General features: G+C 61.5%; 18 protein-coding genes and 1 pseudogene. 5 read left to right on the top strand and 14 right to left on the bottom strand.

All coding sequences use genetic code 11. From position 1 onward, the window contains the following. The first annotated feature begins 6 nt into the window (after positions 1-6). The gene (locus F8N85_RS06665) at positions 7-312 is read left to right on the top strand and encodes a PadR family transcriptional regulator (protein ID WP_150802861.1); all 306 of its coding nucleotides are present in this window, start codon (positions 7-9) and stop codon (positions 310-312) included. 30 nt (positions 313-342) lie between these two features. Here F8N85_RS06665 and F8N85_RS06660 read toward each other — a convergent pair whose 3' ends face one another. Further along, positions 343-1,107, bottom strand: coding sequence for a tetratricopeptide repeat protein (locus F8N85_RS06660; RefSeq protein WP_150802860.1), 765 nt, complete (start codon positions 1,105-1,107; stop codon positions 343-345). A gap of 223 nt (positions 1,108-1,330) precedes the next feature. Beyond that, a complete protein-coding gene (locus F8N85_RS06650) occupies positions 1,331-2,287 on the bottom strand; it encodes an AraC family transcriptional regulator (protein WP_150802859.1) in 957 nt (318 codons plus the stop codon). 199 nt (positions 2,288-2,486) lie between these two features. Here F8N85_RS06650 and F8N85_RS06645 point away from each other — a divergent pair, with 199 nt between their 5' ends. The 4 genes and pseudogenes from F8N85_RS06645 (at position 2,487) to F8N85_RS06630 (ending at position 4,994) form a co-directional block, all read left to right on the top strand. After that, positions 2,487-3,440, top strand: a complete 954-nt coding sequence (locus tag F8N85_RS06645) for a diiron oxygenase (protein WP_150802858.1) — start codon at positions 2,487-2,489, stop codon at positions 3,438-3,440. A gap of 80 nt (positions 3,441-3,520) precedes the next feature. Further along, positions 3,521-3,943 carry an MAPEG family protein gene (locus F8N85_RS06640; RefSeq protein ID WP_150802857.1) on the top strand — a complete coding sequence of 141 codons (423 nt, stop codon included), beginning with the start codon at positions 3,521-3,523 and terminating at the stop codon, positions 3,941-3,943. Positions 3,944-4,010: 67 nt separating this feature from the next. Further along, a pseudogene (locus F8N85_RS06635) lies at positions 4,011-4,289 on the top strand (outer membrane protein transport protein); the annotation flags it as partial. A gap of 30 nt (positions 4,290-4,319) precedes the next feature. Further along, entirely contained in the window at positions 4,320-4,994 is a 675-nt protein-coding gene (locus F8N85_RS06630; protein WP_150802856.1) for a DUF3313 domain-containing protein, read from the top strand. An 89-nt stretch (positions 4,995-5,083) separates the two neighbouring features. On the opposite strand, the gene F8N85_RS06625 is transcribed toward F8N85_RS06630, so the two are convergent. The 12 genes from F8N85_RS06625 to F8N85_RS06570 form a co-directional block, all read right to left on the bottom strand. Continuing rightward, entirely contained in the window at positions 5,084-6,304 is a 1,221-nt protein-coding gene (locus F8N85_RS06625; protein ID WP_150802855.1) for an HD-GYP domain-containing protein, read from the bottom strand. Positions 6,305-6,358: 54 nt separating this feature from the next. After that, positions 6,359-10,681: a PAS domain S-box protein gene (locus tag F8N85_RS06620; RefSeq protein ID WP_150802854.1), complete on the bottom strand. Its 4,323-nt coding sequence runs from the start codon at positions 10,679-10,681 to the stop codon at positions 6,359-6,361. Positions 10,682-10,772: 91 nt separating this feature from the next. Continuing rightward, complete coding sequence (locus tag F8N85_RS06615; RefSeq protein WP_224795656.1) at positions 10,773-11,888, bottom strand: HDOD domain-containing protein; 1,116 nt, start codon at positions 11,886-11,888, stop codon at positions 10,773-10,775. Positions 11,889-12,512: 624 nt separating this feature from the next. Continuing rightward, complete coding sequence (locus tag F8N85_RS06610; RefSeq protein ID WP_150802852.1) at positions 12,513-15,596, bottom strand: Ig-like domain-containing protein; 3,084 nt, start codon at positions 15,594-15,596, stop codon at positions 12,513-12,515. Positions 15,597-15,628: 32 nt separating this feature from the next. Further along, positions 15,629-17,770, bottom strand: a complete 2,142-nt coding sequence (locus F8N85_RS06605) for a hypothetical protein (protein ID WP_150802851.1) — start codon at positions 17,768-17,770, stop codon at positions 15,629-15,631. Further along, complete coding sequence (locus tag F8N85_RS06600) at positions 17,767-20,889, bottom strand: putative baseplate assembly protein (protein ID WP_150802850.1); 3,123 nt, start codon at positions 20,887-20,889, stop codon at positions 17,767-17,769. Before F8N85_RS06600 ends, F8N85_RS06605 begins: the two co-directional genes overlap by 4 nt. After that, a complete protein-coding gene (locus F8N85_RS06595) occupies positions 20,886-23,303 on the bottom strand; it encodes a putative baseplate assembly protein (protein ID WP_150802849.1) in 2,418 nt (805 codons plus the stop codon). The genes F8N85_RS06600 and F8N85_RS06595 overlap by 4 nt, the downstream gene beginning before the upstream one ends. Further along, positions 23,300-23,662: a GPW/gp25 family protein gene (locus F8N85_RS06590; protein WP_150798274.1), complete on the bottom strand. Its 363-nt coding sequence runs from the start codon at positions 23,660-23,662 to the stop codon at positions 23,300-23,302. The genes F8N85_RS06595 and F8N85_RS06590 overlap by 4 nt, the downstream gene beginning before the upstream one ends. 1 nt (position 23,663) lies before the next feature. Beyond that, complete coding sequence (locus F8N85_RS06585; RefSeq protein ID WP_150802848.1) at positions 23,664-23,987, bottom strand: hypothetical protein; 324 nt, start codon at positions 23,985-23,987, stop codon at positions 23,664-23,666. A 69-nt stretch (positions 23,988-24,056) separates the two neighbouring features. After that, positions 24,057-24,575 (bottom strand): phage baseplate assembly protein V, encoded by a 519-nt coding sequence (locus tag F8N85_RS06580; protein WP_064677268.1) that lies wholly within the window; start codon positions 24,573-24,575, stop codon positions 24,057-24,059. Continuing rightward, positions 24,572-25,696 (bottom strand): hypothetical protein, encoded by a 1,125-nt coding sequence (locus F8N85_RS06575; protein WP_150802847.1) that lies wholly within the window; start codon positions 25,694-25,696, stop codon positions 24,572-24,574. Before F8N85_RS06575 ends, F8N85_RS06580 begins: the two co-directional genes overlap by 4 nt. Continuing rightward, the gene (locus F8N85_RS06570) at positions 25,689-26,006 is read right to left on the bottom strand and encodes a LysM domain-containing protein (RefSeq protein WP_150802846.1); all 318 of its coding nucleotides are present in this window, start codon (positions 26,004-26,006) and stop codon (positions 25,689-25,691) included. The genes F8N85_RS06575 and F8N85_RS06570 overlap by 8 nt, the downstream gene beginning before the upstream one ends. Positions 26,007-26,034 lie beyond the last annotated feature (28 nt).

The following is a 26,034-nucleotide window of genomic DNA, read 5'->3' as shown; positions in this document are numbered from 1 at the left end:
TGAGAAATGACCGACAAAGACCTCTACTGTGGCTTGATCCGCCTACACATCCTCCATCATGCCGCCAAGGAATCCGTTTTTGGGCTGGGTCTGATTGAAGAGCTGAGGCACCACGGGTACGAGATGAGCCCCGGGACGCTTTATCCGATGCTGCATGGTCTGGAAAAGAAGGGCTATTTATCCTCGCACTCCGAACGTACCGGGCGACGTGGGCGGCGTGTGTATGACATTACCGAGGCAGGCCGTGGTGCACTCATCAATGCACGTACGAAGGTCAGGGAACTGTTCGGGGAATTGATCGAGGGTCACTGAGTTTGGGGCCTATGATGTCCCTGCGTGAACTCAGCCGCGCACCAGGTAGGCCCCGAACGGAACCCGCTTTTGCAATTTCTTGCACTTGCCGGGTGCGGGCTGATGCCCCGGCGGGCGATCAGCAAACCAGATTCGGCATTTACCCGGAGGCGGCCAATGGCCGCGGGGAATCTCAACCTCATCAGACGCGGATTCTGGCTCGACGGAAGCCACTGGCAATTGTCCTTCGGGACGTGGCCTGCCACCCGCCGGCGAGTCCGATAGCCACTGCGCCTCTGCGCGAGCAACGGTGCCGGCGTGGCGCTCAGTGTCCGCAGCGGATTGTTTAGCAGCGGCAGTTTCTGCCTCGCGGCGCCTTTCGGCTTCCGCTTCCAGACCCTTCTGTACTGCAACCCGATCCTCTTCAGTGTTGGGTGGGGTGCTCGAAGCCTGGGCCTTCTGCGCCGCCTGGATCAATTGGATGTTGCGGTTGCGTAACGCGACGTTGCGACCAACCCGCATGTTGGAGCGCGTCGCCAGCGCTTCAGCCTGCTGGTACTGCCCCTGCTGAAGACGCAACACACCCAGGTAGTGCAGCGTCGCGGGATTGTTCGGCTGGATATGCAGCGCACGCTCCAGCGTGGCAGCGGCTTGGTCCAACTGGCCATCTGCATACTGCTGCGAGGCGGATTCCATCAGGGTGATTGATGCGTTGTTACTTTGCGCGGAAGCCCTTCGCTCGGCACCAACCGAGCAAAGCGACGCGGCTGCGCAGAACGCCAGGATAAGACCCGGCAGAAAACTCTTGGTTGGCATCAGGGGAGGACTCGGCTGATCTCGGACGGCACTGTCGTAAAACAGGCCTCCAGCGCTGCTCGGCTGGGGTTGGTCACTGCCCCATCATCACCGATGCAGGGCCTCTATTGACCTGGCCATTACCCTGAAGTTCCCGCTGAAACGAGCACCGCAACAATGCTCGGCGCAGCAACCAAATCGGCACCATCGACGATTCTTTCTATCTGCTGGACGCTGCTACTTCTCATGCTGATTGTCTGCGCCAAGTGCCGGGTGATGTGCCGAACTGGCGTTTGAATGCACGGCTGAACGCGGCTTCGGATTCGTAGCCAACCGCAAAGCCGATTTGCGCCACATTACCGCGACCTTCGCGCAGCTGTTGAGCCGCCACGTGCATACGCCAGAGCGTCAGGTATTGCATCGGTGGCTGTCCGACCAATGCCGTGAATCGCTCGGCGAATACCGAGCGCGACATGCCCACTTCAAGCGCCAGGGCTTCTGCAGTCCAGCCCTCGGTTGGACGAGCATGGAGCAGCGCCAGTGCGCGCCCGATATGCGGATCTCGCAAACCCGCCAGCCACCCGCGCCGCTCAGCGGGGAGGCTCGCGACATACTGGCTGACGGCTTCGACGAATAGCAATTCGGAGAGCTTGGCGATGACCGTTGCCGAGCCGACGCGTCCTGCCGCGATCTCACTGACAGCGAAACGGAATGAGCTTTCAATCCAGGCGCCCGAAGGCGTCGCGCGTACGTCCAGTTTCAATAAGGATGGCAGCGACGAAAGCAACGGACTGAAGGGTATTTCAGAGCCGAGGAATCCGCACAATAACTGTGTGGCCTCGCCGCCCCCACCGTACTTGATTCGTGAAATGCCGCCGACTTCCGGCGGTTGAATAACTTCGCGCGCCGACATGGGCGCAATGCTTAGATCACTGCCAAAAGTATGAACGTCATTGCGAGGAAGCAGAATGAGTTCGCCTGCCCGCACGTCGAGGGCGGCACCACCGTCGATACGCAATTGCATGTTTCCGGCGGCGACAAAATGCGACGCAATGACATGTCGAGGTGCCGCCAGGAACGGTTTGCAATCGTCTGCAGAGATTCTTCCGTTGATGCACCAGGGCGCAGTGAATTCCGCCTCGAGGAAGACCCCTCCAGACAGCCGAATCACACGCAAGACATCAGAAAGCGCATCCAACAATTGCCAGCCCTCCTTTCCGGAGTCCGGAGCATGTAATCAGGCGCACGGGGCATTCATCGCCTGAAGGGCGAGGCCTAGATTAGCACCAACGTGGACTCAGTGATCGAGACGATCCCCAGACGCTTCACCAAGGGTCATTGGCTCCGACGTTAACCGTAATTGCCCTATCCCGACTCGACCAGGGAAGCAGGAGATCAATATGAACACCGTTGCCAACATACCCGGCCCGGATTCGGGCAACGCCGCCCGTTATGCTCAACTTGTCAGATCATCGAAGAAAGCGGAATGGCAGATCGATCGCGATTTGCTACAGGACCGCAGCTTCGACTTCTCGCGCAAATTCTTGCCTGACGGACTATCGAGGATCGACCGCCTGACCTTTCTCGCCGCGGACGAGGCGCGCCTGCTCAGTCAGATTCAGGGCCGAACCTATGCGTATATCTTTGGCCTGGTCGAGCGTTTTATCAGTGCCAAAATGCTCGATCAAGGTCGGGCCCATGTGTTTGACGATCAGCTCGCACTCGAAGCGCTGGTGCGCTTTTCCAACGAGGAGATCAAGCACCAGGAGCTGTTCCGGCGCATGGAGACGATGATGGGTTCGCAATTGCCAGCGGGATATCGGCAAGTTGCCGATCCAAACGCTGTGGCGCGCGCGGTACTTGCGGCCAGCACCTGGTCGGTGCTGGCGCTGACCTGTCATATCGAGCTGTTTGTTCAGGCGCACTACGTGCAAAGCATCGCCCCGCGCGAGGAGTTGTGCCCACTGTTCAAGGATGTCTTCAAATTTCACTGGAAGGATGAAAGCCGGCACGTCGTACTCGATGAACTGGAGTGGAAGGCGGAACACGCGAAACTCTCGCCAGCCGAACGCGACCAGGCAGTGAACGATCTGATTGCGCTGGTGACGGCCGTCGACGCAATCCTGCAGGCACAATCGGCATCCGATGCCGACTACTTTATTCGAAATGTCTCACGATCGTTCAGTGTCGATGAGACAGCGCAAATCAAAGCCTGCGTGCTGGGCGCCTACCGCTGGCAATACATTATTTCGGGTGTGCAACATCCACACTTTGGCCGGCTGCTCACGCGCATGACAACACCCGCACAGATGTCCATGATTCAGTCCGCACTGGCGCCCATCATGAGCAATTGATCGACAGGGGCGACCGACTACGCGCCGGCCGCGCGGCTGTGGGATGACGTGCTGAAAACGATTGATCGAGGATGGCAGCCATGACGATACCGATGTGGATGTTGCTTGGATTTGCGACCTGGACTTTGCTGCTGTTGATGGCAACCGTCGGGGTGTATCGCTGGGTCGCAATCCTGTTCTCGAATGTTCCGATTGCCTCTTTCCGAAGCGATCAGCTCGAAGGCGAGGATTGGTATCGGCGCGGGACAAGAGCACACGCGAATTGTGTGGAAAATCTGCCGGTCTTTGGCGCCATCGTGTTGGTGATTTCTGCCCTTGGGGTCGACGGCCCTGCAGTGAGCTACTTATCCATCATCGTCCTGATCGCGCGCGTGTGCCAGTCTCTGGTTCACGTATCCCATGTGCAAACCGATACCTTCGTGGCGGTTCGGTTTACCTTCTTTTGCGTTCAGTTGGTCTGTTTTCTCGCGCTCATTGTTATAGCCGCTTGTTACGGCGTATGAATATAGCGCTGTACCGTATTGGAAATTATTCACACTATCCGTCCTTGGCCGCACTCTGTGCGTGACTGTCGGTGTGGCGTACGACAGCAGCGCCGTTTCGGATGGCAACCGAACTTTTACCGTGCCCATGGGCGAATCCTGGCGCATTGCGGCCGGAGCCACCTATGCTCTGAACAAGGTCACTGACATCAATGTCAACTGGGCCATGGTCTGGCTCCGCGGCATGCCGGCGGACCAGACCAAACCCACATCAGGCACGCGAACTTCCGGTCAGTTCGACAATGCCTGGATTCAAGCCGTGACCGGAAACATGACCTGGCGTTTCGAATGCCCAGCTACCGAGTAAAACGACTTAATCCATGGAGCACACACCACTATGAATCTGTCCCGAAAACTGTTTATTGGCGCTGCGCTGGCCAGCCTGCTGCTCGGCGGTTGCACCTCGAAAGTCACCGAGCGTGAGCAGTATTCCGGCTTCCTGTCCAACTACAACAACTTGCAGCAGGTCACCACCACCAGCGGCGAAACAGCCATGCGCTGGGTGAGCCCGTCCTGGAATGCAAATGCCTATAACACCGTGGCTTTCAACAAGCTGGAGCTCTACCCGGCGCCACAGCCCAACGAGCGGGTTAACCGGCAAACCCTGGACGAGCTGCAGAACTACATGACCAGCAAGGCCAAAGGCGTGCTGGACCAGAAGTATCGGGTTGTCTCGAGCGCAAAATCAGCGCCGGCCGGTTCAAAAACCTTGATCTTGCGCGCGGCGATCACCGGGGTGAATGCCGAAAACGAAGGCATGAGGTGGTATGAAGTGGTTCCGGTCGCTGCCGTGGTGGGGGGTGTTTCCGCTGTCAGTGGCCATCGCGATCAGGACACCACGCTGTTCATCGAGGCCGAGTTTATCGATGCCAGCAACAACCAGACCGTGGCCAAAGTGGTGCGCAAAGTCTTTGGCAGCACACTGTCAAACGCCAGCCAGAAGATCACCACTAAGGATTTCAAACTGGCGATCGACAAGCTGACCAATGATTTGCAAGCTTTCATCAGATAACTGAAAACATTGTATCAGCAGCGTTTTTGAGAGCGGCGAGTACAGTAAACCACCGGGCGCTGAGAGGTGATCGGGCCTGTAAGCCCACTCTAGCGCCTGCCTCCCCATAACTCGTCGAGGTTGCGAAACCCCCAGGCTTCGGGCGACTCACGGGCAACAATCTTGTCGAGGCCCGCAGTCTTGGCCAGGTCGACCACTTTCGGCGAAATCGGGGTGCGCCCCTTGGTTAAAAAAAACACCTTCACTTTGGGCGTCAACAACGACTTTTCATGTTGTTCGATCACCACCCCCAGCGCCCCGCTTGCCAGTCGTACCAGGGACCCCACCGGATAAATCCCGACGGTCCTGACAAAGGCCTGGAATACCTTTTCATCAAAATGACCGTGCCATTCCGCCATTTTGTGGATGGATTCCGCCGGCCCCCAACCGCGTTTGTAAGGTCGATCCGAGGTAATGGCATCATAGACATCGCAGACGGCCGCCATGCGCGCCAATAGACTGATCCGTTCGCCATCGAGATGCCTGGGGTAGCCGCTGCCGTCGACTTTTTCGTGGTGATGCAGGCACGCATCCACCACCAGGGCGCTGACGTGCTGGCAGGAGACCAGGATCGCCGCACCCGCCTCGGGGTGATTGCAGACCGTTGCGTACTCGTTACTGGTGAGCTTTCCGGGTTTATTGAGAATGTCGTCGGAAATGGTCACCTTGCCGATGTCATGCAGCAGCCCGGCGATACCCGCTTCATGCACCAGCTCTTCGCCAAGCCCCAGTTGCCGCGCCAGGGCAATCATCAGCGCACACACGGCCACCGAATGCATGTAGGTGTACTCGTCGGCATTCTTCAGACGTGCCAGGCTAATCAAGGCATTGGGGTGACGCAGAATCGAATCGGAAATCTCGTCGACCAGGCTGACGATCTGCTCCTGTTCGATCACCGCCCCCATGCGCGCATGACTGAACATCTGCACTACCGCTGCCTTGGACCGGGCACAGATACTGAATGCCGCCACGACTTCATCTTCCATGCTGACATGGGATGGTGGCTGTTTTCCGACAACGGCCTCCAAACGAACCTCGGCTATGCGCTCGACCTCTTCGACCGACAGGCTCGGATGCCCCTCAAGCACATCGAGCCCCTTGCTCGTGTCGATCCAGACCTGCGTGATGGAAGAGTGCAGGATCTGCTGCAGTTCGTGTTCGTTAGTCAGGGTGAATCGATCTCTCCAGAAGGGGTGGTCCATCCAGGAGCCACACAATTCACTGACGTGCATACCCAGGCAGAGCTCGGTAGTATTTATACGTTTCAGCATGGCAAGCAGCCTGTATTCAGTTAGCTCTTCGAGGTTCCCCGTTGCCGCCGCTCATCACGACCCATCGGCAGGCGGGCTCTGACCAAAGTCGACATTCAGCTGTTCAAGGCTTTGTTGCAGTAACCTGCTCAATTCGTCATACCATGTTGCGTCGGCAAAGCAGCTCGCTACAGATTCTGCATTGCCGAACTTCAGTCTGTGCTCCAGGTTGCCAGCCAGCAGCGATACCTCCCTGGCCCCCATGGTGCCGCTACTGCCTTTAATGCCATGGAGCACTGAAGCGGCCCCCGCTGCATCTTGCCGCTGGATCTGATCGTGCAATCGGCCAAGCTGTTTTTCCAGCTCGGGGCCAAAGTTACGCAGCACGTTGCGGATCAAATCGAGGTTGCCGCCAAAGCGCTCGATGATCGCTGCCCGAGACTCGATGACGCCTTCGCCGGTAGTGGTCAGTCCCGGGACCAGAGAGGCCTGGCTATCCTCGCGGCCGGTTTGAAACAGCAATGTTGCGACGAGTTTTTCCAGGTCTATCGGTTTGCCGACATGCTCGTTCATCCCCGCCGCAAGACTGGCCACACGGTCGGTACTGGAAGCATTCGCGGTCATCGCCACAATCGGCAGCGCTGCAAAACGTGGATTCGATCGAATGCGCCGAGTCGCCTCCAGGCCATCAATATCCGGCATCTGGATATCCATCAACACGGCGTCGAAGGACACTTTCTCAGCCATCACCCTGCTCACACCTTCCAGTCCACCTTCAGCCAGCGTCACCTGAGCGCCTTCCCCTGTCAGCAACTCATCGGCAACCTGCCGGTTGAGCATGTTGTCTTCCACCACCAATAGCCGCAGCCCGGCCAGGCGCGGCGGCCTGCCAACCGTTGAATCGGACGCAAGTGACTGGCGAAGGTCCTGGCCGTTGCAGGCTCGCCGAACAGCGTCGGCTATCTGCCTGGGCGTGACAGGCTTGGTGAGAAACTCCACGAAGGGAGCGTCTCCCGTCTGCTGGGCATCGGCCAGGACTGCCCGACCATAAGCAGTGATCATCATGATCATTGGAGGCGGCGCAATGTTGCCCTGCTGCCGGATCAATTGCGCAGCGCTCAGCCCATCCAGGTCGGACATCCGCCAGTCCATCAGCACCACGTCGTAGGCTTCGCCTCGCGCCTGGGCATTGCTCAACCATTCCCCCGCTTGCGTGCCGCCACTCACGAGGTCTGCCTGCCATCCCAATGCATGAACGGTTCGTAGCAGAAATTCTCCCGCCAAGGCGTGGTCATCGACTATCAGTATCCGTACGCTGATATCGACTCCAGAGCAGTCAGGACCCGGCAGCGAAGTTGGCGCAACCTCCAGGGTGATATCGAACCAGAAGCGACTTCCGACGCCCTGCTGACTCTCCACCTGCAGCTCGCCGCCCATCAAGGTGACCAACCGCTTGCAGATCACCAGGCCCAGGCCGGTGCCACCAAAGCGCCGGGTGGTTGAAGCCTCGGCCTGAGTGAATCCTTCAAAAATGTGCGAAATCTGCTCCGGGCTGATACCGATACCGGTATCAGAAACGGCGATGCGCAAGCTCACAGTGTTGTCCGTGCGCAGCCGTTGCTCGACGCTGACCACGATCTGGCCTTCCATAGTGAACTTGAGGGCATTACCCGCCAGGTTGATCAGCACCTGTTGCAGGCGCAGGCTATCGCCTATCAGGTCGTTGGGCAGCCTGGAATCCAGGTCGAACATGACCTCGACCTCTTTCTGGCCCTGGTTGCCTGCCAGCACCACGGCGAGGTCACGCATGAGCAGTTCCAGTTCGAACGGGTGCACATAGAGTTGCAACTTGCCAGCCTCGATCTTGGAGTAATCAAGGACGTCATTGAGCAAACCCAGCAGTGATTTCGCAGCGCTCCGTGCCTTGGTCACATAATCGAGCTGGCGACCATTCAGGTCAGTGTTCTGCACCAACTGCAACATACCCAGCACGGCGTTCATCGGCGTGCGTAGTTCATGGCTCATGTTGGCCAGGAAGGCCGACTTGGCGGCACTCACTGCATCGGCCTGCTCCTTGGCGTAAAGCAGGTAAGACTCCAGTTCGCGTTGGGCAGTTATGTCCCGATTGATACCCGTCACCCGTAAAGCCGCACCGCGCGGATCGCGCTCAATCTGCGCGCCAGCCTGTATGAAGCGGATCTGACCGTCCGGACGAACGACGCGGAAAATGGTGTCGAACACACCCGCCCCCTCGACTGCGGCAGTCAGCTTTTGCGCCGCGGCCACAGCATCGTCGGGGTGAACACGCGAGTACCAGTGTATATAGCTCAGCCCCTCATTGCGCAACGTCAGTGGCTGCCCGTAGATCTCGAACATGCGGTCATTCCACTGCAAGGCATTGTCAGCCAACGTCCAGGACCAGACACCCAGTTCGGCCACTTCAGCAGCCATCAGCAACTGATGGTGCACCGCTATCAGTTCGCTTCGTTGTTTCTGTGTCGTCTCAAGGCTGGCCGCCAGCTCCTTTTCTGCCGCCTTGCGTTCGGTGATATCTACCGCGATGCCCAGGTAACCGCTCAACTTTCCATCGTCATCGAGCATCGAGGTCACCACCAGCGTGACAGGAAACCGCGAGCCGTCCTTGCGTAGGTAAGTCCACTCCCGGGTTTCTGCGCCTTCAAGCTCGGGTTTATGGGTAAACACACGGAAACCATCGATGGCCTGACCGTACTTCTCGGTCAGTTCAACGCCACGAGCCGCAATTTCCTCGGGTACATGAAGGAGCAGCGGGGTGTCGTTACCCAGTAACTCATCGGCGTCATAACCCAACAGATGCTCGGCGCCTTTGTTGAACACACGGATCACGCCATAAAGATCCGTCACAATGATCGAGACTTCGGTGGCCGAGCGCAGCACGGTCCCCAACAACAGATTGAGCTGCCGCAACTCGGCAGTACGCTGCGCAACCTGTTCCTCCAGGTTGGAATTGAGTTCGAGAATCCGAGCTTCTGCGGCTTTTTGCGCCGAGAAATCTCTTAGCGTCTCGGAGGCTCCAACAACGCGCCCACCCTCGTCGTAGATGGGTGAGACGCTGGCAGAGACTTCAATCAGCCGACCGCCCTTGCAACGGCGTTGGGTATTGAAGCTGGAGATACGCTCCCCCGCCCTGATACGCACAAGGATCCCTGCCTCCTCAGCGACCAGCGCCTCGGGCACAATCAGCTCTGCGATTGTCTGGCCCAAGGCCTCCTCGCTGGTATAGCCCAGAAGGTGTTCGGCTCCTTTGTTCCAGTTAGTGACGATGCCATCGAGCGTCTTGCCGATAATTCCATCGGCCGAGCTTTCGACAATCGCCGCCAGCTTTGCCTGTTCGGCGAATATCTGCCGCCTGCGTTGGCGACTGACACCCACGACATCCGCCAGCGTCGCCAGAAGCAGGGTGACCAAACCACCAATCAACAGGACGAACGTTGGTGAAATCTGATGCAGGTGCTGGATGAACAACGGACGCGCGCCGAGCTCGATTTGCCATCGCCGCCCATATACCTCGCGTTCCAACTGATGGCTCATCAGCGTTTCACGGCCCGGCGAGTCATCGGTGCTTTCGTAAAACAGCTTCTCTTGCCCAGGGACAGTGATATCCCTCAGTCGCAGATGCACCGTCTCATTTTCTATGCGCAGGCTTCTGAGTACTTGCTCTGTCTGCAACACGACAAAGCTCCAGCCAAAAGCTGCTGCCTCTCGTTCAGTCGCGGTCACCGGAGTCGCTCCGCCGCGAAAGATTGGCATAAATATCAGGAAAGACTTCTGCGGTTGCGCAGTGTGCTGTATCAGAGTGATAGGGCCGGTGATCCGCGACAAACCGCTCTGTATCGAGGATTGGGCAGCCTCTCGCCGCGATGTTTCCGAAGCGATGTCCAAGCCCATTGCAAGTTGGTTACCCTCGACCGGCTCGACATACTGGATAACGTAACGCTCGCCTGAATGGGCCGAGAACTGACGAAGGGAGAAATCAGCTGTGCCATCGGCCCGAGCGTGCTTGAGAAACTCGCCTTCATCGCGCTCCGCTACACGCCTGATAAAGCCCAAGGCACTAGCACCGGGGAACTCGGAAGCGAGGTCGCGGGTTTTGTGATATTGGTCAAAAACCTTGCGGCTGATGCCATGTTCACCGGCTGTCAGAACCGTTCCACGAGCGCCTCGCAACCCGTACTGGTAAAGATCGAGACGATTCAGAACCAACTCTGCGGCCTGCTCGGTAGCCGCTACTATCGCTTCTTGAGCATGTTGTTGGTTGACGCGTTCAAGGATCCACCCCCCCAGAATGCTTGCCCCCAGCCCCACCGCCAGGGTGATGGAGACTTCCCGGTTCAATGCAAAGAACTTAAGTTTTCTCACCCACCCCTCGCAAATCCGTTGCATTGAATAACAAAAGATCCTGGACCCGCTTTTCAGCAGCGGGACGCCCGGTCTGCATTCCCGAATACCCTCAGGCCAGACCCGCCATTCGTTGCAGTCTTTCGAGGTCCGCTGCAGGCTCTCCATTATTCATGGCCGCCCCAAGACGCATGACCACTTGTTCACGGTGTACCTGCATGGGAGGCAACGCATAGATCGCGCCTATCAACTCACGCAATGCCAAAGGAAGTCCCCAGCAGGCTTTCAAGTTGATGGCAAATGGGGCTGAAAAATCACGCAGGGCATGACTGAGCACTTCTTCGCCCACGCTGTTTCCCCGGTTCTCCCACTTTTGGGTTTGGAACAGCACACAAAACTCGCCTATCCGATGCAGCAACGCCGCACTCTGCAGGGGCAAGGGATCCAGATTGCAGAGTCGAGCCAGGGAAGCAACCTGGTCAGCCAGGCGCTCGGCATTGTCCAGATAGGACTGCATGCGGGTCATCAGCAGCTTGTTCGTTTGGGTATTGGCCTGGCGTAATGCCTGGCTCAATGCCAGATTCACACTGGTAAGCTCTCCCAATCGTTTAATGGCATCAATCAAACTTGTGCAGGGTTGGCCAACATCGTTATAGAGAGCACTGTTGGCTACCGCAATGAGACGGGCGCAAAGCGCCGGGTCATGCTGCCAATCCTGGACGAGTTCGCGAATGTCCATCGGTTCGCCCCCGTATCCCAGCTGAAGTCTTTCCTTTACCTGAGCGAGTAAAGGCAGGTCCAACTCGTCGGAGGACAAGCCACTGAGATAGTCGATCAGGCTCTGATCAATGACCGGAGGCAGTTGCACAGGCGCATCTGGCGGAAGGAGCGTTTTGAGGCATTCAAGGACACGCGACACCTGAAACGGCTTGGTAAAAAAAGCGCTGATCCCCAGAGGCCTTACCGTCAGGACACTGTCTCGATCGGAACGCCCGGTGATCATAATCAGCGGTGTTTCCCGATCCTGCTCACGAATCGTCTGCAACAGGCTTACACCACTGGCATCCGGTAGGTTCCAGTCGGCTATTACCATCTGGTAGGTACTCGGATGCCAGGCCTGCAAGGCATCGGTAACATTGCCAAAGCACTCTACTTGCGCAAGCGGGCGCAGGCTCAAGACCAACTGTTTCAACAGTTCGGCTATCCAGGGGTCATCATCCAGAATCATCACTCGCATTCGTTCACCGCTCTGGATTGATGCAGCATTTCGCAAAGTCTTGCGACCAAATATTGGCCGACGACTAAATAGAGGTCGTTGACGTCAGAAGGTAACGTTGTGATCGAGCAATGGGGTGTAAGCCAGAACGATATCCATTTCAATTTTGGGTGTATTTAGGTGAAATAAAGTTCATGACTGAATCTATTCCTTGCCAGCGAACTATACAAGTGGTCAATACGGCTAATAGCCATCATCTGGGTAGTATGTGTAGGGTCCAGTCGTATTCGCCCTCCTCATGCTCTCCCGGCAAACGCCGTTGTTGGGGCGTGGCGACGTGGGGGCAGTACGCTGGGGCCAAACGTTGGCCATTCGCCGATTTTCTCGCCGAGATTCACGTAACCATTTTCGAACGCAGCTCTGCAATGACAAGGGGGCTTGATTTGTGTGGCTTTGAAGAATCATGTCAGGCCCTGCAACTGTTTGAGCCTGAGCACAAGAGGCACAAACAGCCAATGTCAGTTCCTTCTCCCCTCTGGGCGGTCCGGCGGTCCGGGTGGGCCTGGGAGAGGGCTAGCCTGAGGAATCGACCCTATTTTGTGTTCGGCGTAGATCCGCCCCTGTATCTGCCCCTCGCTACATCTCGCTGAAAATCAGCCCGGCATTGGCGAACTGTTGGTTCGCCTTGTGGCCCAGCAAGTAGATGACAGATTCAAGGGTGAAGTTGCCGATGTACTTGCCTTGGGAAGCGATACACGCGGCGATCTGACCGAAGATACTCAGCTGGTTCTGGCTCAGGGCCAGATTCGACGCCAGCAACAGGTTTTCCGTGCCCACCAGGGTATTGGCGTCCGCCAGCAGGCTGCGATAGCAGCCTTCAAGCACACCTCCGTCGGGTGCACCGGCCAGTTGTCGCAAACGCTCTAGCATCTCATCGCCCAGGCGCAACTCGCGTAAGCGGTTATTGCGCAGGCGTAGCTCGCCATTACCGGGGTTGAGTCGGACGCGGCCCCGGCTCAACGCCACGCCCAGATTCTTCAGCAGATCGAGGTTCAGCGCTTCATCGCTCTTGGCCTCGCCGTACAAGGACACGCGGCCGTTGATATGGTTGTCCGCCAGCAAGGTGTCGGCATCGGCATCAGCCAGGGCCAAGGCGAAGCCGGTGCGGTTAAGCAGTAGCTCAGTGCGCAACCGATCCAGCGAGAGTGCGAGCCGGCGTTGGCTTGCCCCCGTCTGGATTTCCCTGCGCAGTGCCGACAAGGCCAACAGTTCATGGGTGTTGAGGACCAACTGAAGGCGGTCCACCTGTTGCCCGAAAGCCTTGCGCTGAGCCGCGCTGTACGCTGCCAGGACGTCGAGCACCTTGCTCGGGATCGCCGCAAAAAGCTCGCCCTCGTCTGCATTCAACGCATTCTTCAGGGGGGCGAGCAAGGGTATGGCATCCAGCAGATCCCGGGCGTGTTGCGGCCCACTCAACGAGTAGGCATTGATCAGGCAGGCGCTCAGGTCGATGCGCTGGGCGTCTTCGATCTGCACCAGGCTGATGCCGGGCACCGTCAGCCCCGACAGGCGCATCCGCTGCAAGCGCACTTGCTGACAGCCTAGAAAACGCAGGCACTGGTTCTCGCCCAGCACGATGATGTCGAAATCCAGAAACGTCAGGGAGGCGAAGTCGAAACAGTTGAATTCTTGGTTGCGCAGCACTAGCCGGCTGGCGGGGCCGCTGCCGTGGATGAAGAGATGGGTGCCCTCCGGCGCGACCTGGTCGATGCTGTCGGCCAGGCGGTGCTCGCCGGGGAGCAGGCACAGGCAGATGTCGCGCTTGCCCTGTTCGAGCAACGCCTTGAGAGCGATGTCGAGGTTCTCGAACTCACCGCCGACACCGACACTGGTGCAGCAGCCACCGCCGTGGGTTTTTTGACAGAGCGCGTCGAGGGCGTCCTGCACGGTATGAATGCCCTGGGCGGCCATGTCGGCGCACTTCGCCGGGTCATAGGCAACCTGTGTCGCCACGGACAGGCTGGCGGAAAAATGCACGACGTTGTACTTGCCCGCCGCTACCTGGCCGGCTTCGAGCAGTTGCACCGTGCAGGTCTGGTTCAGCACGTTGGGTGCCAGGCTCCAGGCAGCACTGGCGATACCGTCCGCGCCGGTGGCGATGATCTGACTATCGGTGCCGTTGGGCAGCGTGCCGTGGCTGACACTGAAGCTGACCTCGGCCCCGGCAACCGGGAACTGGCCATTGAACACCGCGACTTCCAATGGGCTGGGCAACGGCAGGTTTTGTGGGGCTAATGGATTGGGCATGACCTCCTGGCCGTCGCCACCGACGTAATAGAGATTGGTCAGTTCGGTCAGGGCGGGAAACAGCTGGCGACAGTCGGACAGCGTGCTCCAGACCCCGGCCTGGCAGTTGAGCAAGGCCAGCCGGGTGAAGGCGCGCAACACTCCCTGCGGCGCCTGGAAGGCGGGTTTGTTGGCCACCATCGGCCACTCGATATCGGCGGTAGCGGTACGTGCGGGAATGGTCCAGAAATCACCGACGCGGTATTTGCCGGGGATGAATTTGATCTCGACGCCATCCTCCAGCGTCACCCAGCCGCTGTTCGAATTGGCTGCCGCCGGGGCCATCTTCGCCCAACCCTCCCAGCGCCGCACACGCGGGTTGTTCAAAAACAGAGCCTTGTCGAGCGGCCCGGTGGCGCTGGCCAGATCGAGGGTGACCAGGTTGCCTTCGGTCTTGAGCACCTGGACCAGGGTCCCCGGCCGGCCGAGCAGTTCGAAGGTATCGTCGAAGAACTCCAGCCAGCAGCCGGCAGTGATCGCCAGGTAGGCATCACGGCCGATGCTGGCGACCTCGAACTGGTCCGCCGTCGGCTCGCCCAGCCACCGTGTCACGCGGGTTTCGATACTGCCGTTGTCACGCGACCATTTGTAGCGCTGGTCAGATGAAACGCTGCCATCGTCGTGGATCTCGACGCGATACAAGCGGTTTTCCAGGCGTCGGTAACCCGCTTCCGGCGCCAGCAGGCAGGGATCCTTGGGCGGTGTGCTCGGTTCGGCGCGGGCCGCCAGCTTGCCATCGGCGGCAGTGGTCAGGGCGGTCCAGGCCGGTAGCGCGCTCAGGCAGTTCAGGTTGGCGCCGAGGTCACCGGCACGCAGCAGCTTGACCTGCCACACCAGTTGATCGCGGGTCGCGCTGTCCGGCCCACCGAGGGCGACTTCGCGGATAAGCGGATCTTCCAGGGCAGTGATATGCCGCAGCCAGGCTTCGAGATAGCCAAGGTAGAGCCCATCTGGAGGGTCAATGGGCGCTGCGTTGTTGTCGTAGACCTTGATCTCGCCAAGCTGCGGTGCGTTTGCCGGGGGCAATGGCAGCAGACTGGCATTGGCCGGCAACACCGGTGAGGCGTTGCCCGGTAAGTGCGGCTGGCTGGTCGCCGTCACCTGGCTGGGGTTTTCGCAGAGTAAGCCTTCGACATAGTAACGGCCGACGCCGATGCCGATGTTCTTGCCGCTGCCGGTCAGCAGGAAACCCGGGTTGGCCAAGGGCCCGCCACTGTGGCCGAGGGTATCGACGGTTTCGGTCTCGATCCGGCGATTGAGAATATCCTGCTGCTCGTTCCAGTCCGCATCCAGCTGCACCCGCCCCTGCTGCATGCGTACGGCGCGGTAGTGCTGGTCCTGCTTGTCGGTGGAGCGGGTGAGATCGGCTTTCATATTGGTATTCCTGGCCCGTTATTCGCGTTCAGTCAGTTGACGAAGATCACCCCGGCCTCCAGGCCGAAGCGCAAGTATTCGTCCAAGGCCTGACGCAAATTGGCCTCGCGCTGTGGTTGTTGCAGCAGATTCCAGACGCCCATTTCGGCGCCGTCCTCGGCGCCGGTGCGCAGTTCTTGAGCACATGAAAGACGCAGCTGGGCATAAGCCGGATGGCTGAAACTCACCGAGGTAAAGGCGGGTGTCACCCGCACCTGTTCGCTCTTCGCCTGGGCGGTCGGCAGCCCCTGGGTCACCAGGTCCGGCAGGCAACGGTAGCGGCGCGGCGTCCGTGAGTCCGGCGGCACATAGCAGAAGCGCACGCAACCTTCCTGGCGTCGGGCGATATTCAATTTGCCGCTGAACAGGCTGTTGCTGGCTTCCAGCTCCCCGGCTGCGCTGGCGCCGAAGACGCTGCAGCGATCGAGCTGCAGACGCGTGTCCGGCAACTCGAAGGCCAAGGCATCACCGTTATCGAACACACTGTTGCGGCCCTCGACCCCGGCGATGGCCTTGCTCACCCGCAACGGCCCGCACAGGCAATGGGTCAGGCGCAGCCAGAGCTGGTTGCCGGTGCCGGTGTGGCGGATGCCGCCCTTGCTCGGCGTCAGGCTGCAATACCGCAGATTCGCCTCGCCCAGGGCGCCGTGCAGGCGCAGCTGACCGTCCAGCAGCAGCCCGGACAGGCTGAGCCGGGTGTTGAGGTTGCCGCGGAACCGCAGGTCGCCGATCAGTACCGGCCGCCGCTGGTTGGCGGCTTCAATGGCCAGGTGGGTATCTGGCAGGTTGAGATCGGGAGTCAGTTCCTGGGTCCCGTCGTCCAGCAGATAAATCAGCGTACTGGTCCCGGCAATGACGGCCGCCAGCGCATCGGCCAGGGTCGCGTGGTCGCCCGGGACCCGCAGCCGTACCTGGAAATCCGCCGGGTCGAGCAGGCCCTGCAATGGCTCATCGTCGCGACGCACCGGGCGTCGGTCGTAGGGGCCGGCACCGACATCGCCGGGGAAGCCATAGCTGTAGGCGACCTCCACCCGACTCACGGTCGTGCCGGCCGGCAAGGCGATACGTCCGAGCACGGGATCGAAGCCCACTAGAACCTGGTTGGCAGCGCCGGGAAAGGTTTGGTCCGGCTGGCCGGGCTTGCTCGATTTCACCGTCACGCTGGCCGGTGGTCGCCGCCATTCCTCCGGCACCACGCCGGGCAAGGGCGAGAGATTGCACACCAGCAGATGCTCCGGCGGCACTTCTACAGCGTCCAGCCAGATCCGCAGCACCGGACCACCCTCTTCCTCCCGATCGAGGGGAAAGTACACCGAGTTGGGTGTCTCGCCATCGGTCAGGGCCTGACGCAGCGCCGTCAGTTCGTCGTGCAGCAGGCGCCGCGAGAGTGGTTCCGGCACGTTTTCCGGTTGCGCCAGCTGAGTGATTTCCTGCTCGCTGCGCGGCCGGTTGAACAGCATGCCCTCGCCCCGCAGCAGCGGCCCGGCGACGTCGCGCCCCAGGGCATCAAAACTGTAGAAACCCTCCAGGCTGGTCATGGCCCGGGCCGTGGCGCGTTGTAGCGCGTAGGCCTGCAAGCGCCAGAGATAGAGACCGACGTTGGCAATGTTGTAGCGCCCGGCCGGGAGCGAACGCACCTCGACCGTATGGGCGCTGCGGTCAAAGGGTCCGTCGACCCGCTCCAATTGCGCGGCGTCACGCAGGTTCGGCGTGCGCACGCTGTGTAGGCGGCAGTGATCGAGGTATTGGGTCGTGCCCAGCAGTTCGAAAAACTCCACCGCCCGCGCGCGCCAGCCGGTGGTGTCGAACGCCAGCTGTTCCAGTACCGGCAGCGTGCCCTTGCGCCGTCGCAGGCGCAGGCTGTTGGCCACATAGGCGCGCAGGCCGAACGCCGGGGTGCCGCTGACCGGATACAGACCGCGCACACCCAGCAGGTCGCCGATATAAGGCACCAGCCAGTCGTCGCAGGTTTCGATAAACCAGTTGTCGTAGAGCCGGGTGATGTCCTCTTCCAGCACGGCGCCCTGCTCGGCGATGACCTCCAGCAGCGCCCGCAGCGGCCCGCCCATTTCGGCATCGCGCTCGCGATAGAAGGCCGGCAGCCGTGCCATGAGGAATTCGGCGTCGATGCTCATAGGCTAAGCTCCGTCAACGTGACGGCGGCCGGGTCCAGCAACAGCAGTTGTGCCGCCAGTATCTGCTGGCTCTGCCAGCGGGCGCCGCGGGCGCGCAGTCGACCATCCGGCCCCGCCACACTGCTGCTGGCCAGGCCCTCGTAGAGCCGCAGGCTATCCAGATCCACCCGCTCCACTCCCGGTACCCGTTGCATCACCGCCAGTACCTCGCTGCCGCTGACGGGCTGCCCGTAGTACCGCGGCGCAAACCCGAAGGCCTGCCCCAGGGCGCTGCGCACTGCGCTCAGGACCGCCACGCTCTGATGGTCCGGGTTGACCCGGACCCTGGCCGTCACACCGAAACGCAGCACCACACCGGGCGCCAGCTTGAGCGGCTGATGGGCCGGGCGCACCGCGTCGATGGCCGCCGCCAGGTTGCGGTAGAGCGCCGATCCGGGATCGATGCTGACGCCCTCCACCCCGCTGACCGTGAGGTGCACCAACCGCTGCTCGCCATCCCACAACCACACCGCCTGGGCCTTGCCGACGCCGGCGAAGGCCGCGGCGAAGTCTTCGAAATCCCGCAGCGAGACGATGCGGTCCAGGGTCCGTACGCTCAGCGGAGCGTTCTGCCGGGCACTGTCGCGGTCTTCCGGGTCGACCCCGCCAGCCGCGGGTACCGGGTTGATCACCTCCTTGACCCCCAACGGACGGGACAGCAGCAGGCTGATCCGCCCACTGCCGAGGTTGCCGGCTGCACCGATGCCGACGCGATAGCAAGCCTGCACATTCATCTGCCCCGTGGGCAGGCGGCTACCGTGCACACCGTCACCGAATTGCACGGTGACCCGGCCATCGTCGCCCCGTCGCAGCAGATAGGCACGGTCTTGCGCGCCGAGCTCACCCAGGCGTGGCGCCTCGGGCCAGCGCACACCCTCGATGCGTACTTGCAGCGTGCTCTGGATGCCCGAAGGGGTCGGTGAGGAAACATAGGTCAGCGGTTTTTGCTGCAGCAGGAAGCGCTGGAAGGCCTGGCTGGCGTCGCCACTGCCGAGGATTTCCGGCTGGATCTGCATCTGCTTGCTGTCGCCATGACTGGCCGGCGCCACATTGGCGTTGATCCGCACACTCAGCGGCAGATAGGCATGCTGCAGATCGCTCTCAAGCTCCAGGCGCGAGCGCGGGCCGCTGCTGTCATTACGTTGCAGGCGCCGCACTTCGCTGGCGAAGCCCAGCAGCACTTCATGGCGTGCGCCATCGGTGAAGGACAGGCTGGCGACCCGGCCGTCCCTGGCGATTTCCACCGCCACCAGCGGATCATTGGCCAACAGCCGCTTGAGCGCCGGCGCATTTTGCGCCACGTCCGCCAAGGTGTGGCCGCTGACCGAGAGCCAGCGACCCGCTTCCAGCTCCGGTTGCAGATCATCCAGCGTCAGTACATGACCGCTAAGCAACCCGGACCTGGGCCGGGTCGCCCACGGCAGCTCGGTGGATTCGCCGTAGGCCGTGGTCTCGCGCAGCCGCTCGTTGAACAGCTCGCGCAGGTGTTCGCCACGCAGGTTCAGGCGCGTAGTCTTGCTGCTCAGGGTGAAGGCGGCGCGGGCATCCTCGCGGCTGTCGAGGATCTGATACAACTCCTGATAATCGGGCAGCGCCAGCACCAGCCAACTGCCCGTGACCAGCCGCGGATAGCTGGCATCCAGATGCACGCTGTGTACGTCTCGGGGGTAGAGCCGGCTCTGGGGGATGATCTGTTTGGCAATGCCCGGGCCCTGCCAGCGCAATTGAATCAAGGCTGTGCCGGCGTTCTCGAAGTACTCCAGGCGCAGGTCGAGCTTTTGTCCGGCCTTGAGCTCGCGCAGGGTCGCGCTGAATTCAGTGGGGTCTTGCAGGTGCCACTGATTGACCAGCAACTGGCCGCCAAGCCACAGCCGCACGCCATCGTCGGCCTTGACGAAAAAACTGTAGTTGCCGCTCTCGGGTATTTGCAGCCAGCCACTCCAGCGCACCGAGAAGGTATCGGCGGTCAACGTCGGGTCGGGGCTGGCGCTGCCCCAGTCGAAATCAACGGTGGCGTCGGTGCGGCTGAGCTTGCGCGTCTTGAGGTCGATGCCTTCGAAATACTCCCCATACAGGCCGCTGCCGGTGGCCTGCCGCGTCGGCGGATCGGAAATGTCGGCCAGGGTGAAGCCCGGCCACTGGCCGTGCAGGCTGATGTTCGCCTGATTCTCGTCGTCCAGGCCCAGATAGCTTGCCCGCAGGCTGCGCGGCATCGCCCGCCAGTCCGGCGCCGCCTGGCCGAACAGCGCGGCCTTGGTCCGCAGGGCAAAACAGCGAGGATTGGCCTTGGCCGGCTCGACGTGGGGCACCACCTCACCCAGCGGCCGGTCGAGCGTCACGACCGTGTAGCCGGCCAGTGGGTCGGCGCTCGGCTCCAGCGGCGAAATCACTTGCAGGCGGGCGACGCGGCGCAGGTCCCAGTTTTCGCTACCAGGATTTTTCAGGCGTTCGTCGCCGACGATCAGCAGCGAGTCGCCGGCTTGCAAGCGGGTGTTTTGCCCCTTCAGATACAGGGTGCGTGCGCCCCAGTAGGGCGGCACCTCTTCCTGGGTCTGCAGGCGCAAGGCATTCCAGGCGGCACGCGCGTACAACGGCTCCAGCGTTTCGAAAACCTGGGCCTGTTCATCCTGCTCGGGAATGCTCTGGCTCTTGTTGCCGGCGTCGATCCGCGCGGTCAAGGGCGCGCCCGGCGCGGTCTCCAGAGAAAAAGCCAGAAACGTCGAGGCCGCCACGCCAGGGCGCAACTCGTAGCCGATGGAGCGCCCCAGTTCCAATACCGAACGCCGCTCCGTGGCGGTGCGCAGGAAGCCCTCGTTGACGATCCGCTCCTGATAAAAACTCAGCACATCGAGGACTCCGGCCCAGGCATCGAGCAGCGCCAGTGCCGGATCGTCGGCATCGCGGGTGCTCAGCCCGAGCAGCTGCGGCTGGCCGGACAGGCGTGCCAACTGGCTCTCGCGAAAACGCCCATGGGTGCCGACCCGATAGTGCAACGTCGTCTGCCCTGGGGGGTTCAGTTCGTCGACCGGCGTCAGCACCTTGATCCCGGCGCAGCAACCGCATTGTTCGCCATTGCTCATAAGCCACCTTGCATCGTCAGCAGCAGCCGGCCGTTTTCAGGGAAATTCGGATCGTTATCCAGGCGCAGCACTTCCAGCGGCGCGGCACTGATCAAGCCCTGCTGTATTTCCTGGTTAGGGGTTTTGCCCCAGCGCTGGAACACCTCGACCTGGAGCGAGGCCACGCCGGTCACCGAATGCGCCGCCTCCATCAGGGCGGAGAGTGCCAGGCCCTGGCCGAAACTGAAGTGATCGGGATGAAAGAAGCCGAGTCGGCCTTGGCCGTCTTCGCCACTGCTCAGGCGCTTGAGCAGACCGAGCTTGACCGTCGCGGCAAAGTGGCCCGGCACTACGCAGACGTTCAACTGAATATCCAGCGGGGCATAGATCGGTTCGCTGAGGTCCAGGTCATAGCCGGCCAGCCGGTAGCGTTCCAGGTGGTGCAGCATTTCCTCGCGAAACGGCGCATCCAGCGGCTTGCCGCCCTTGCGGTCGAGGCTGACGAACATGCTGTACCAGCTTCCGGTCCAGCGCAGCCGGGCGGCTGCCCGTTGCACTTGCGGATGACGCTCGGCGACCCGCGCGTAGTCAGCCTCGGTGACCGCCCGTTCCTGGGTGCGCAAAGCCTGCGGGGCAAACAGCTTGATCGCATCAACGCTCTCCGGCTCCGCGCCGCCGCCGGCCGGCAACGGGTTGCGCAGCATTTGGATGAAGTCCTTGATCAGAGGGTCTTCACAGACCACCTGGGTGATGCTCTCGGCGCCGACATTACCGACGCTGCCACCGCCTTGGCGGTAGCTGGCCAACAGCCGGCTGTGGGGTTGCGGCTGCATGCCGAAACGGTTGTCGCCAAAGCGCAGGTGTGCGCTGCCGTCGGCTTCGGTCTCCACCACGAACTCCTGGGCGAAGCGGTCACTGCCGAGCAGATCGCGGCGCGGTAACCACTGGCTGGCACCGGGTTTGGGCTGGTCGCCATACTGATCGGGATCGTCTTCGCGCAGTTGCATGCCGGCCGGACGGGCTTGCCGGGGATCCTGATACAAGGTGCTGCTGGCGGAGCGTGTCGGGTCATGCTCATAGGCCTGGGCATAGACGATCCCGGGCTCGCGCAGGCGTGGGCGGTACTGGCCGGCAGTCGGTACTGCGTCCGGCAGCAGCGACTCATCGGCGCGGGTCAGGCCGTGGTCGGCCAACACCACATTGCCGCAGACCCGAGCGACCCTGAAGGTCTCGCTGACACCGGCCTGCTGAATACGCGCGCTGATGCACAGCGGGAACGGCAGCGCGTCCTCGGCGTGCCAACTGATCAGCTGCAGCGGCGTGTCGGTCAGCAGGTCGTGCCCCGGCTTGACCTCGGTCAAGCGCACCGCATGCCGGTGGCTGCGGTCGGCATCCGGCGCACGGCCGGTGCCGGGGCTCAGCACTTCTTCGAAGACCAGCAGCATGCCCGCCTGCAAGCTCAGCGGCGGATCGTCGATCAGGGCGGCCTCCTGCGCGCCTTTGCCCAGACAAAAGTCCGGCTCGCCCCAATGATGGATATCAATGCGGTTATGGGCGGACTGCAAGGGCAACGCGTGCATCGTTTCGAAGACCTGGGTGGCGCCGTCAGGCAAGGTTTGCAGCGCGGCTTGCGGCAATACCGTCCCGGGCTCGGCACTGCGGGTCAACAGTCGCGTACCCGCGGCCAACGCCTGGCCATCGGCCTGGGCGGTAACGCTCAGGCTGACGAAGACCCGGCTGTTGCAGCCGTCGTGGATCGGGTAATCCAGCAGCCGTGCATGCCGGCGCAGGGAGACGCGGCGGCGGGCGGTGCCCAGATACGCCTCGGTGGCGACTGCATCCTGGTAATAACTGAGCTGATCGCCGATATGCGCGAGCATTTCCACCAGGGCCACGGAAAAATCTGCCGGGTTGCGCTCGCGAAAGCCAGGAATCAACTGCCCCATCCGGTCCAGCATCAACCGACGAAAGCTCGCGTAATCCTTGGCCAGGTAATCCAGCAGCGGCTCGGCCGGCACCGGCGGCGGGCAGAGCGGCTCGTCGGCACAATCGAATTCGGACGGGCACTGCGCCTTGAAACTGAAGCGGATGCTCGACAGGCAAGGGTCGAAGCCCGGTGGTGGGTCCTCGGGCGCCGTGGGGTTGATCAACACGAAGCGGTACCAGGAGAAATCACCGGCTTGGTCCAGCGTAATGTCGAGCTGATTGCCGCTGATACTCAGGCTCTCGATGTGCACGCCGGTGATGCGCACCCCACCCTCGATCCGGCAATGGGCAGCGGTGATGCCGGCCAACGGATGGACGAACACCACGCTGAGCTTGCGCTGATTCGGGGACACCACTTCCAGGTAGTCGATGCCGTTCAGGCTCGGCGGGTCGAGGTCACGCAGCAATTGCAGGCGATGGCGGTTGTCGGACAAAAACTGGCGTTTCATGGCGCAAGCCCTCGGCTGAAGGTCGCCAGTTGCCGCTGGCGATCCCGGCGCATGACGTACTGCACCGTCACGCCGAGGCGCGCATCGAGGTTCTCGACCGTCACCGCCTCGACCTCGATCAGCTCCCCCAGCCACTGTTGCAGCGAACCTTGCACGGTCATCTGCACGGCGGCAGCGAGGGCGTCGCTGTTGGGCGCGAACACCAATTGCAACAGGCCGCAGCCGAAGTCCGGACGGTTCACCCGCTCGCCCGGCACGGTGAACAGCACCTGCTCGATCATGTCCCGCACCTGCAAATCGGCGAAGACCTCGGCACTGCGCCCGCGCGAGTCGATGCTGAAGGGAAAGTCCAAGGCCATATCAGACTCCCGAGACCCGTAGCTGGGTGACTGTGACCAGCATCGGCGTGCCGGTGGGGACGCAGATCGAGGTGCTCGATTGCAGCAGCACCGGCAGCCCACCGGCGAACACCCGGGTCGCGCCGACCAGCCATTGGCCGGTCACGCAGGGGCCATTGCCGGAGGGCGGTGGCGGCATGCCGCAGCCGGCAATCACATAGGGCGCGGCCAGGGTCGTCACCGGCTGGCCGGAGAGTGTCACCCGCGCAAAAGGCGCGGTCGGCGTCGCTTGGCCGCCGTGGCTGCACATCACTGTGGCGCCCAGATGCAGGAGAAAACCGAGCATCAGCGGTCCTCCCCTGTGAGGGCCGGGTTCGGCTGTGGGCCAAGGTGCCAATCGCCTGAAATGTTCATTTCAAATCACCGTCAATGCGCCTTGATTGATATTCACCGCCGGGCCGTTGAGCATGATCGTCGCGCCCTGGCCGTTGCTGATGGTGATCCCGATTTCGTTGATCGAAATCATCGCCCCGGTCAGGGTCTTGAGCAGGATGCCGCCCGTGGGGCCCGGCAGGTCGGAGATCGTCAGGCCGTTCTGGTTGCCGGTCTGCAGCACAATGCTTGGCGACACCGGCAGCCCCGCCAGCGCCAGGGCTGGCACCTCCGCCGCGCTGCCCCAGAAGCCGCCGACCCAGATCGGGTAATCCTGGTTGCCCTGCTCGAACTCGACCCAGACCCCGGCACCGATCTGCGGCAGCACGAACATCCCGCTCTGCTGCCCGGCGAACGGCACGCAGGGCATGGCCCAGCTGGAGATGCCGAGCCCCAGCACATCCGGCACCTGGACCTGGACCCGGGCCATCTGCATCGGGTCGATATTGTTCAACACCACACCGCGGAACTTGCCGTAGTACTTGCCTTGCTCAGCGTTCATACCGGTACCCTCGGCAGCGTCGAGATCAGGCCGTTGCGGGTCAGCGTGAAGTTCTGCTTGAACTCGCCCGGTTTGAAGTTGCTGGTCACGCTTTTCACGTAATACAAACCGTCGAAGGCGCTGCCAGCGCCGCGCACGCCGACCAGTTGGCGCGCCTTCAGCACCGAGCCGTAACGCAGTACATCGACCGAACCGGTGGCGGTCACTACATCGGCCGAGCCCGCCGCCTCTGCCAACCCCTTGGACAAGGCTGCCATCGGCGAGAGCTTGGCGGTGTCCTTGAGCAAGTGGATCGACTTGGGGATGGGCACCAGCGCGCCCAGCGGCGGGTTGAGCAGACTGATGTCGGGGATCGGCAAGGGAATCGGGAATTTAGTCAGCGGGTTCTGGATAAACACGATCGGCAGGCTGGCCTTGGTGTTGTCCACGCTGAACGACAGCGCCTCGACATTGCTGTGGGCATCCATCCCCAGGTTCAGCGCCGGTTGCGGTATCCCGAGCTTGATCTCCGGGCCCCAGTAGGCAGTATTCATCCCCGGCAGCGGGCCGGGTTCGACGTAAAACACGTAGCCGGCATCCTTGGCCAGCTTCTGCACATAGGCCAGGTCGGTGCCGTCATGGGTGGGGATTTTTTCCACCGGGATCGGCACATCGCTGAAAATTTGCGGGATCACCAGCGGCACCATGCCAAAGATCGCGTACTTGGCGACGATCAGCGCCACCCGCGACTCGGCCGGCATGGCCGGATAGGGAATGCCGTTGAATTCCTGCTGGTCCATGGCCACCGACAGGTCCTCACCGGTGATGGTCAGCGTGCTCTGCCCCGGCTCGTTGGAGCCACTGACTTCCTGGCGGGTGATCAGGCCGTCCATCAACACCATCGGCAGGCTGTTGAGGGTGATCACGATCAGCACCCGCAGCCAGGGCACTCGCCCGCCGGTGAGCAACAACAGGGTATGCAGCGGTGAGTTGTTTTGCAGGGCGAAGCTGATCTGGAAGCCACTGCGGGCGCCCGCCGCCGACGTCACCTGGATGCTCTGCAAGGCATCGATCAGTGGCTTGGGCACCGGCAACGGTATCGCCGGGCCGACCAGCAACGAGACATGCATGCCTTTAAGCATCGCTCGGCCCCTGCATGCCTTCAGGCAAGGTCAGGCGGATTTGCCGGCCCAACTCTTCCAGCTCCAGCGGGTGGAGGCTGCCATTGGCATCCGGCAGGCGCCAGAACTGTTCTGGATCGCCGAGCACCGCAGCGGCCATGCGATCGATCCGGTCGCCCTCGATCACGGTGTAGATCTGCAAGGTGACAAAGCTTGCCGGGTCGGGGACGAAGCGCCGCCGCAGGTAGACCAGGCGTCGACCGTCGGGCTGGACCAGCTCGGCGGTTTCGGTCGGGTAGTAACGGCTGTTGGGTGGGAAGCGCTCGCTCATGGTGGTGGTCCTTTTGTTCTTCAGCTAG

This window comes from Pseudomonas fluorescens (genome assembly GCF_902497875.1).
Classification (GTDB): Bacteria; Pseudomonadota; Gammaproteobacteria; order Pseudomonadales; family Pseudomonadaceae; genus Aquipseudomonas; species Aquipseudomonas fluorescens_BR.
This window is presented reverse-complemented; position numbering and strand designations above follow the sequence as displayed.

Bases quoted from the DNA above. Each gene is read 5' to 3' on its own strand.
- F8N85_RS06665 (WP_150802861.1), top strand. From the start codon at position 7: ATGACCGACAAAGACCTCTACTGTGGCTTGATCCGCCTACACATCCTC.
- F8N85_RS06660 (WP_150802860.1), bottom strand. From the start codon at position 1,107: ATGCCAACCAAGAGTTTTCTGCCGGGTCTTATCCTGGCGTTCTGCGCA.
- F8N85_RS06645 (WP_150802858.1), top strand. From the start codon at position 2,487: ATGAACACCGTTGCCAACATACCCGGCCCGGATTCGGGCAACGCCGCC.
- F8N85_RS06640 (WP_150802857.1), top strand. From the start codon at position 3,521: ATGACGATACCGATGTGGATGTTGCTTGGATTTGCGACCTGGACTTTG.
- F8N85_RS06630 (WP_150802856.1), top strand. From the start codon at position 4,320: ATGAATCTGTCCCGAAAACTGTTTATTGGCGCTGCGCTGGCCAGCCTG.
- F8N85_RS06625 (WP_150802855.1), bottom strand. From the start codon at position 6,304: ATGCTGAAACGTATAAATACTACCGAGCTCTGCCTGGGTATGCACGTC.
- F8N85_RS06615 (WP_224795656.1), bottom strand. From the start codon at position 11,888: ATGATTCTGGATGATGACCCCTGGATAGCCGAACTGTTGAAACAGTTG.
- F8N85_RS06610 (WP_150802852.1), bottom strand. From the start codon at position 15,596: ATGAAAGCCGATCTCACCCGCTCCACCGACAAGCAGGACCAGCACTAC.
- F8N85_RS06605 (WP_150802851.1), bottom strand. From the start codon at position 17,770: ATGAGCATCGACGCCGAATTCCTCATGGCACGGCTGCCGGCCTTCTAT.
- F8N85_RS06600 (WP_150802850.1), bottom strand. From the start codon at position 20,889: ATGAGCAATGGCGAACAATGCGGTTGCTGCGCCGGGATCAAGGTGCTG.
- F8N85_RS06595 (WP_150802849.1), bottom strand. From the start codon at position 23,303: ATGAAACGCCAGTTTTTGTCCGACAACCGCCATCGCCTGCAATTGCTG.
- F8N85_RS06590 (WP_150798274.1), bottom strand. From the start codon at position 23,662: ATGGCCTTGGACTTTCCCTTCAGCATCGACTCGCGCGGGCGCAGTGCC.
- F8N85_RS06585 (WP_150802848.1), bottom strand. From the start codon at position 23,987: ATGCTCGGTTTTCTCCTGCATCTGGGCGCCACAGTGATGTGCAGCCAC.
- F8N85_RS06580 (WP_064677268.1), bottom strand. From the start codon at position 24,575: ATGAACGCTGAGCAAGGCAAGTACTACGGCAAGTTCCGCGGTGTGGTG.
- F8N85_RS06575 (WP_150802847.1), bottom strand. From the start codon at position 25,696: ATGCTTAAAGGCATGCATGTCTCGTTGCTGGTCGGCCCGGCGATACCG.
- F8N85_RS06570 (WP_150802846.1), bottom strand. From the start codon at position 26,006: ATGAGCGAGCGCTTCCCACCCAACAGCCGTTACTACCCGACCGAAACC.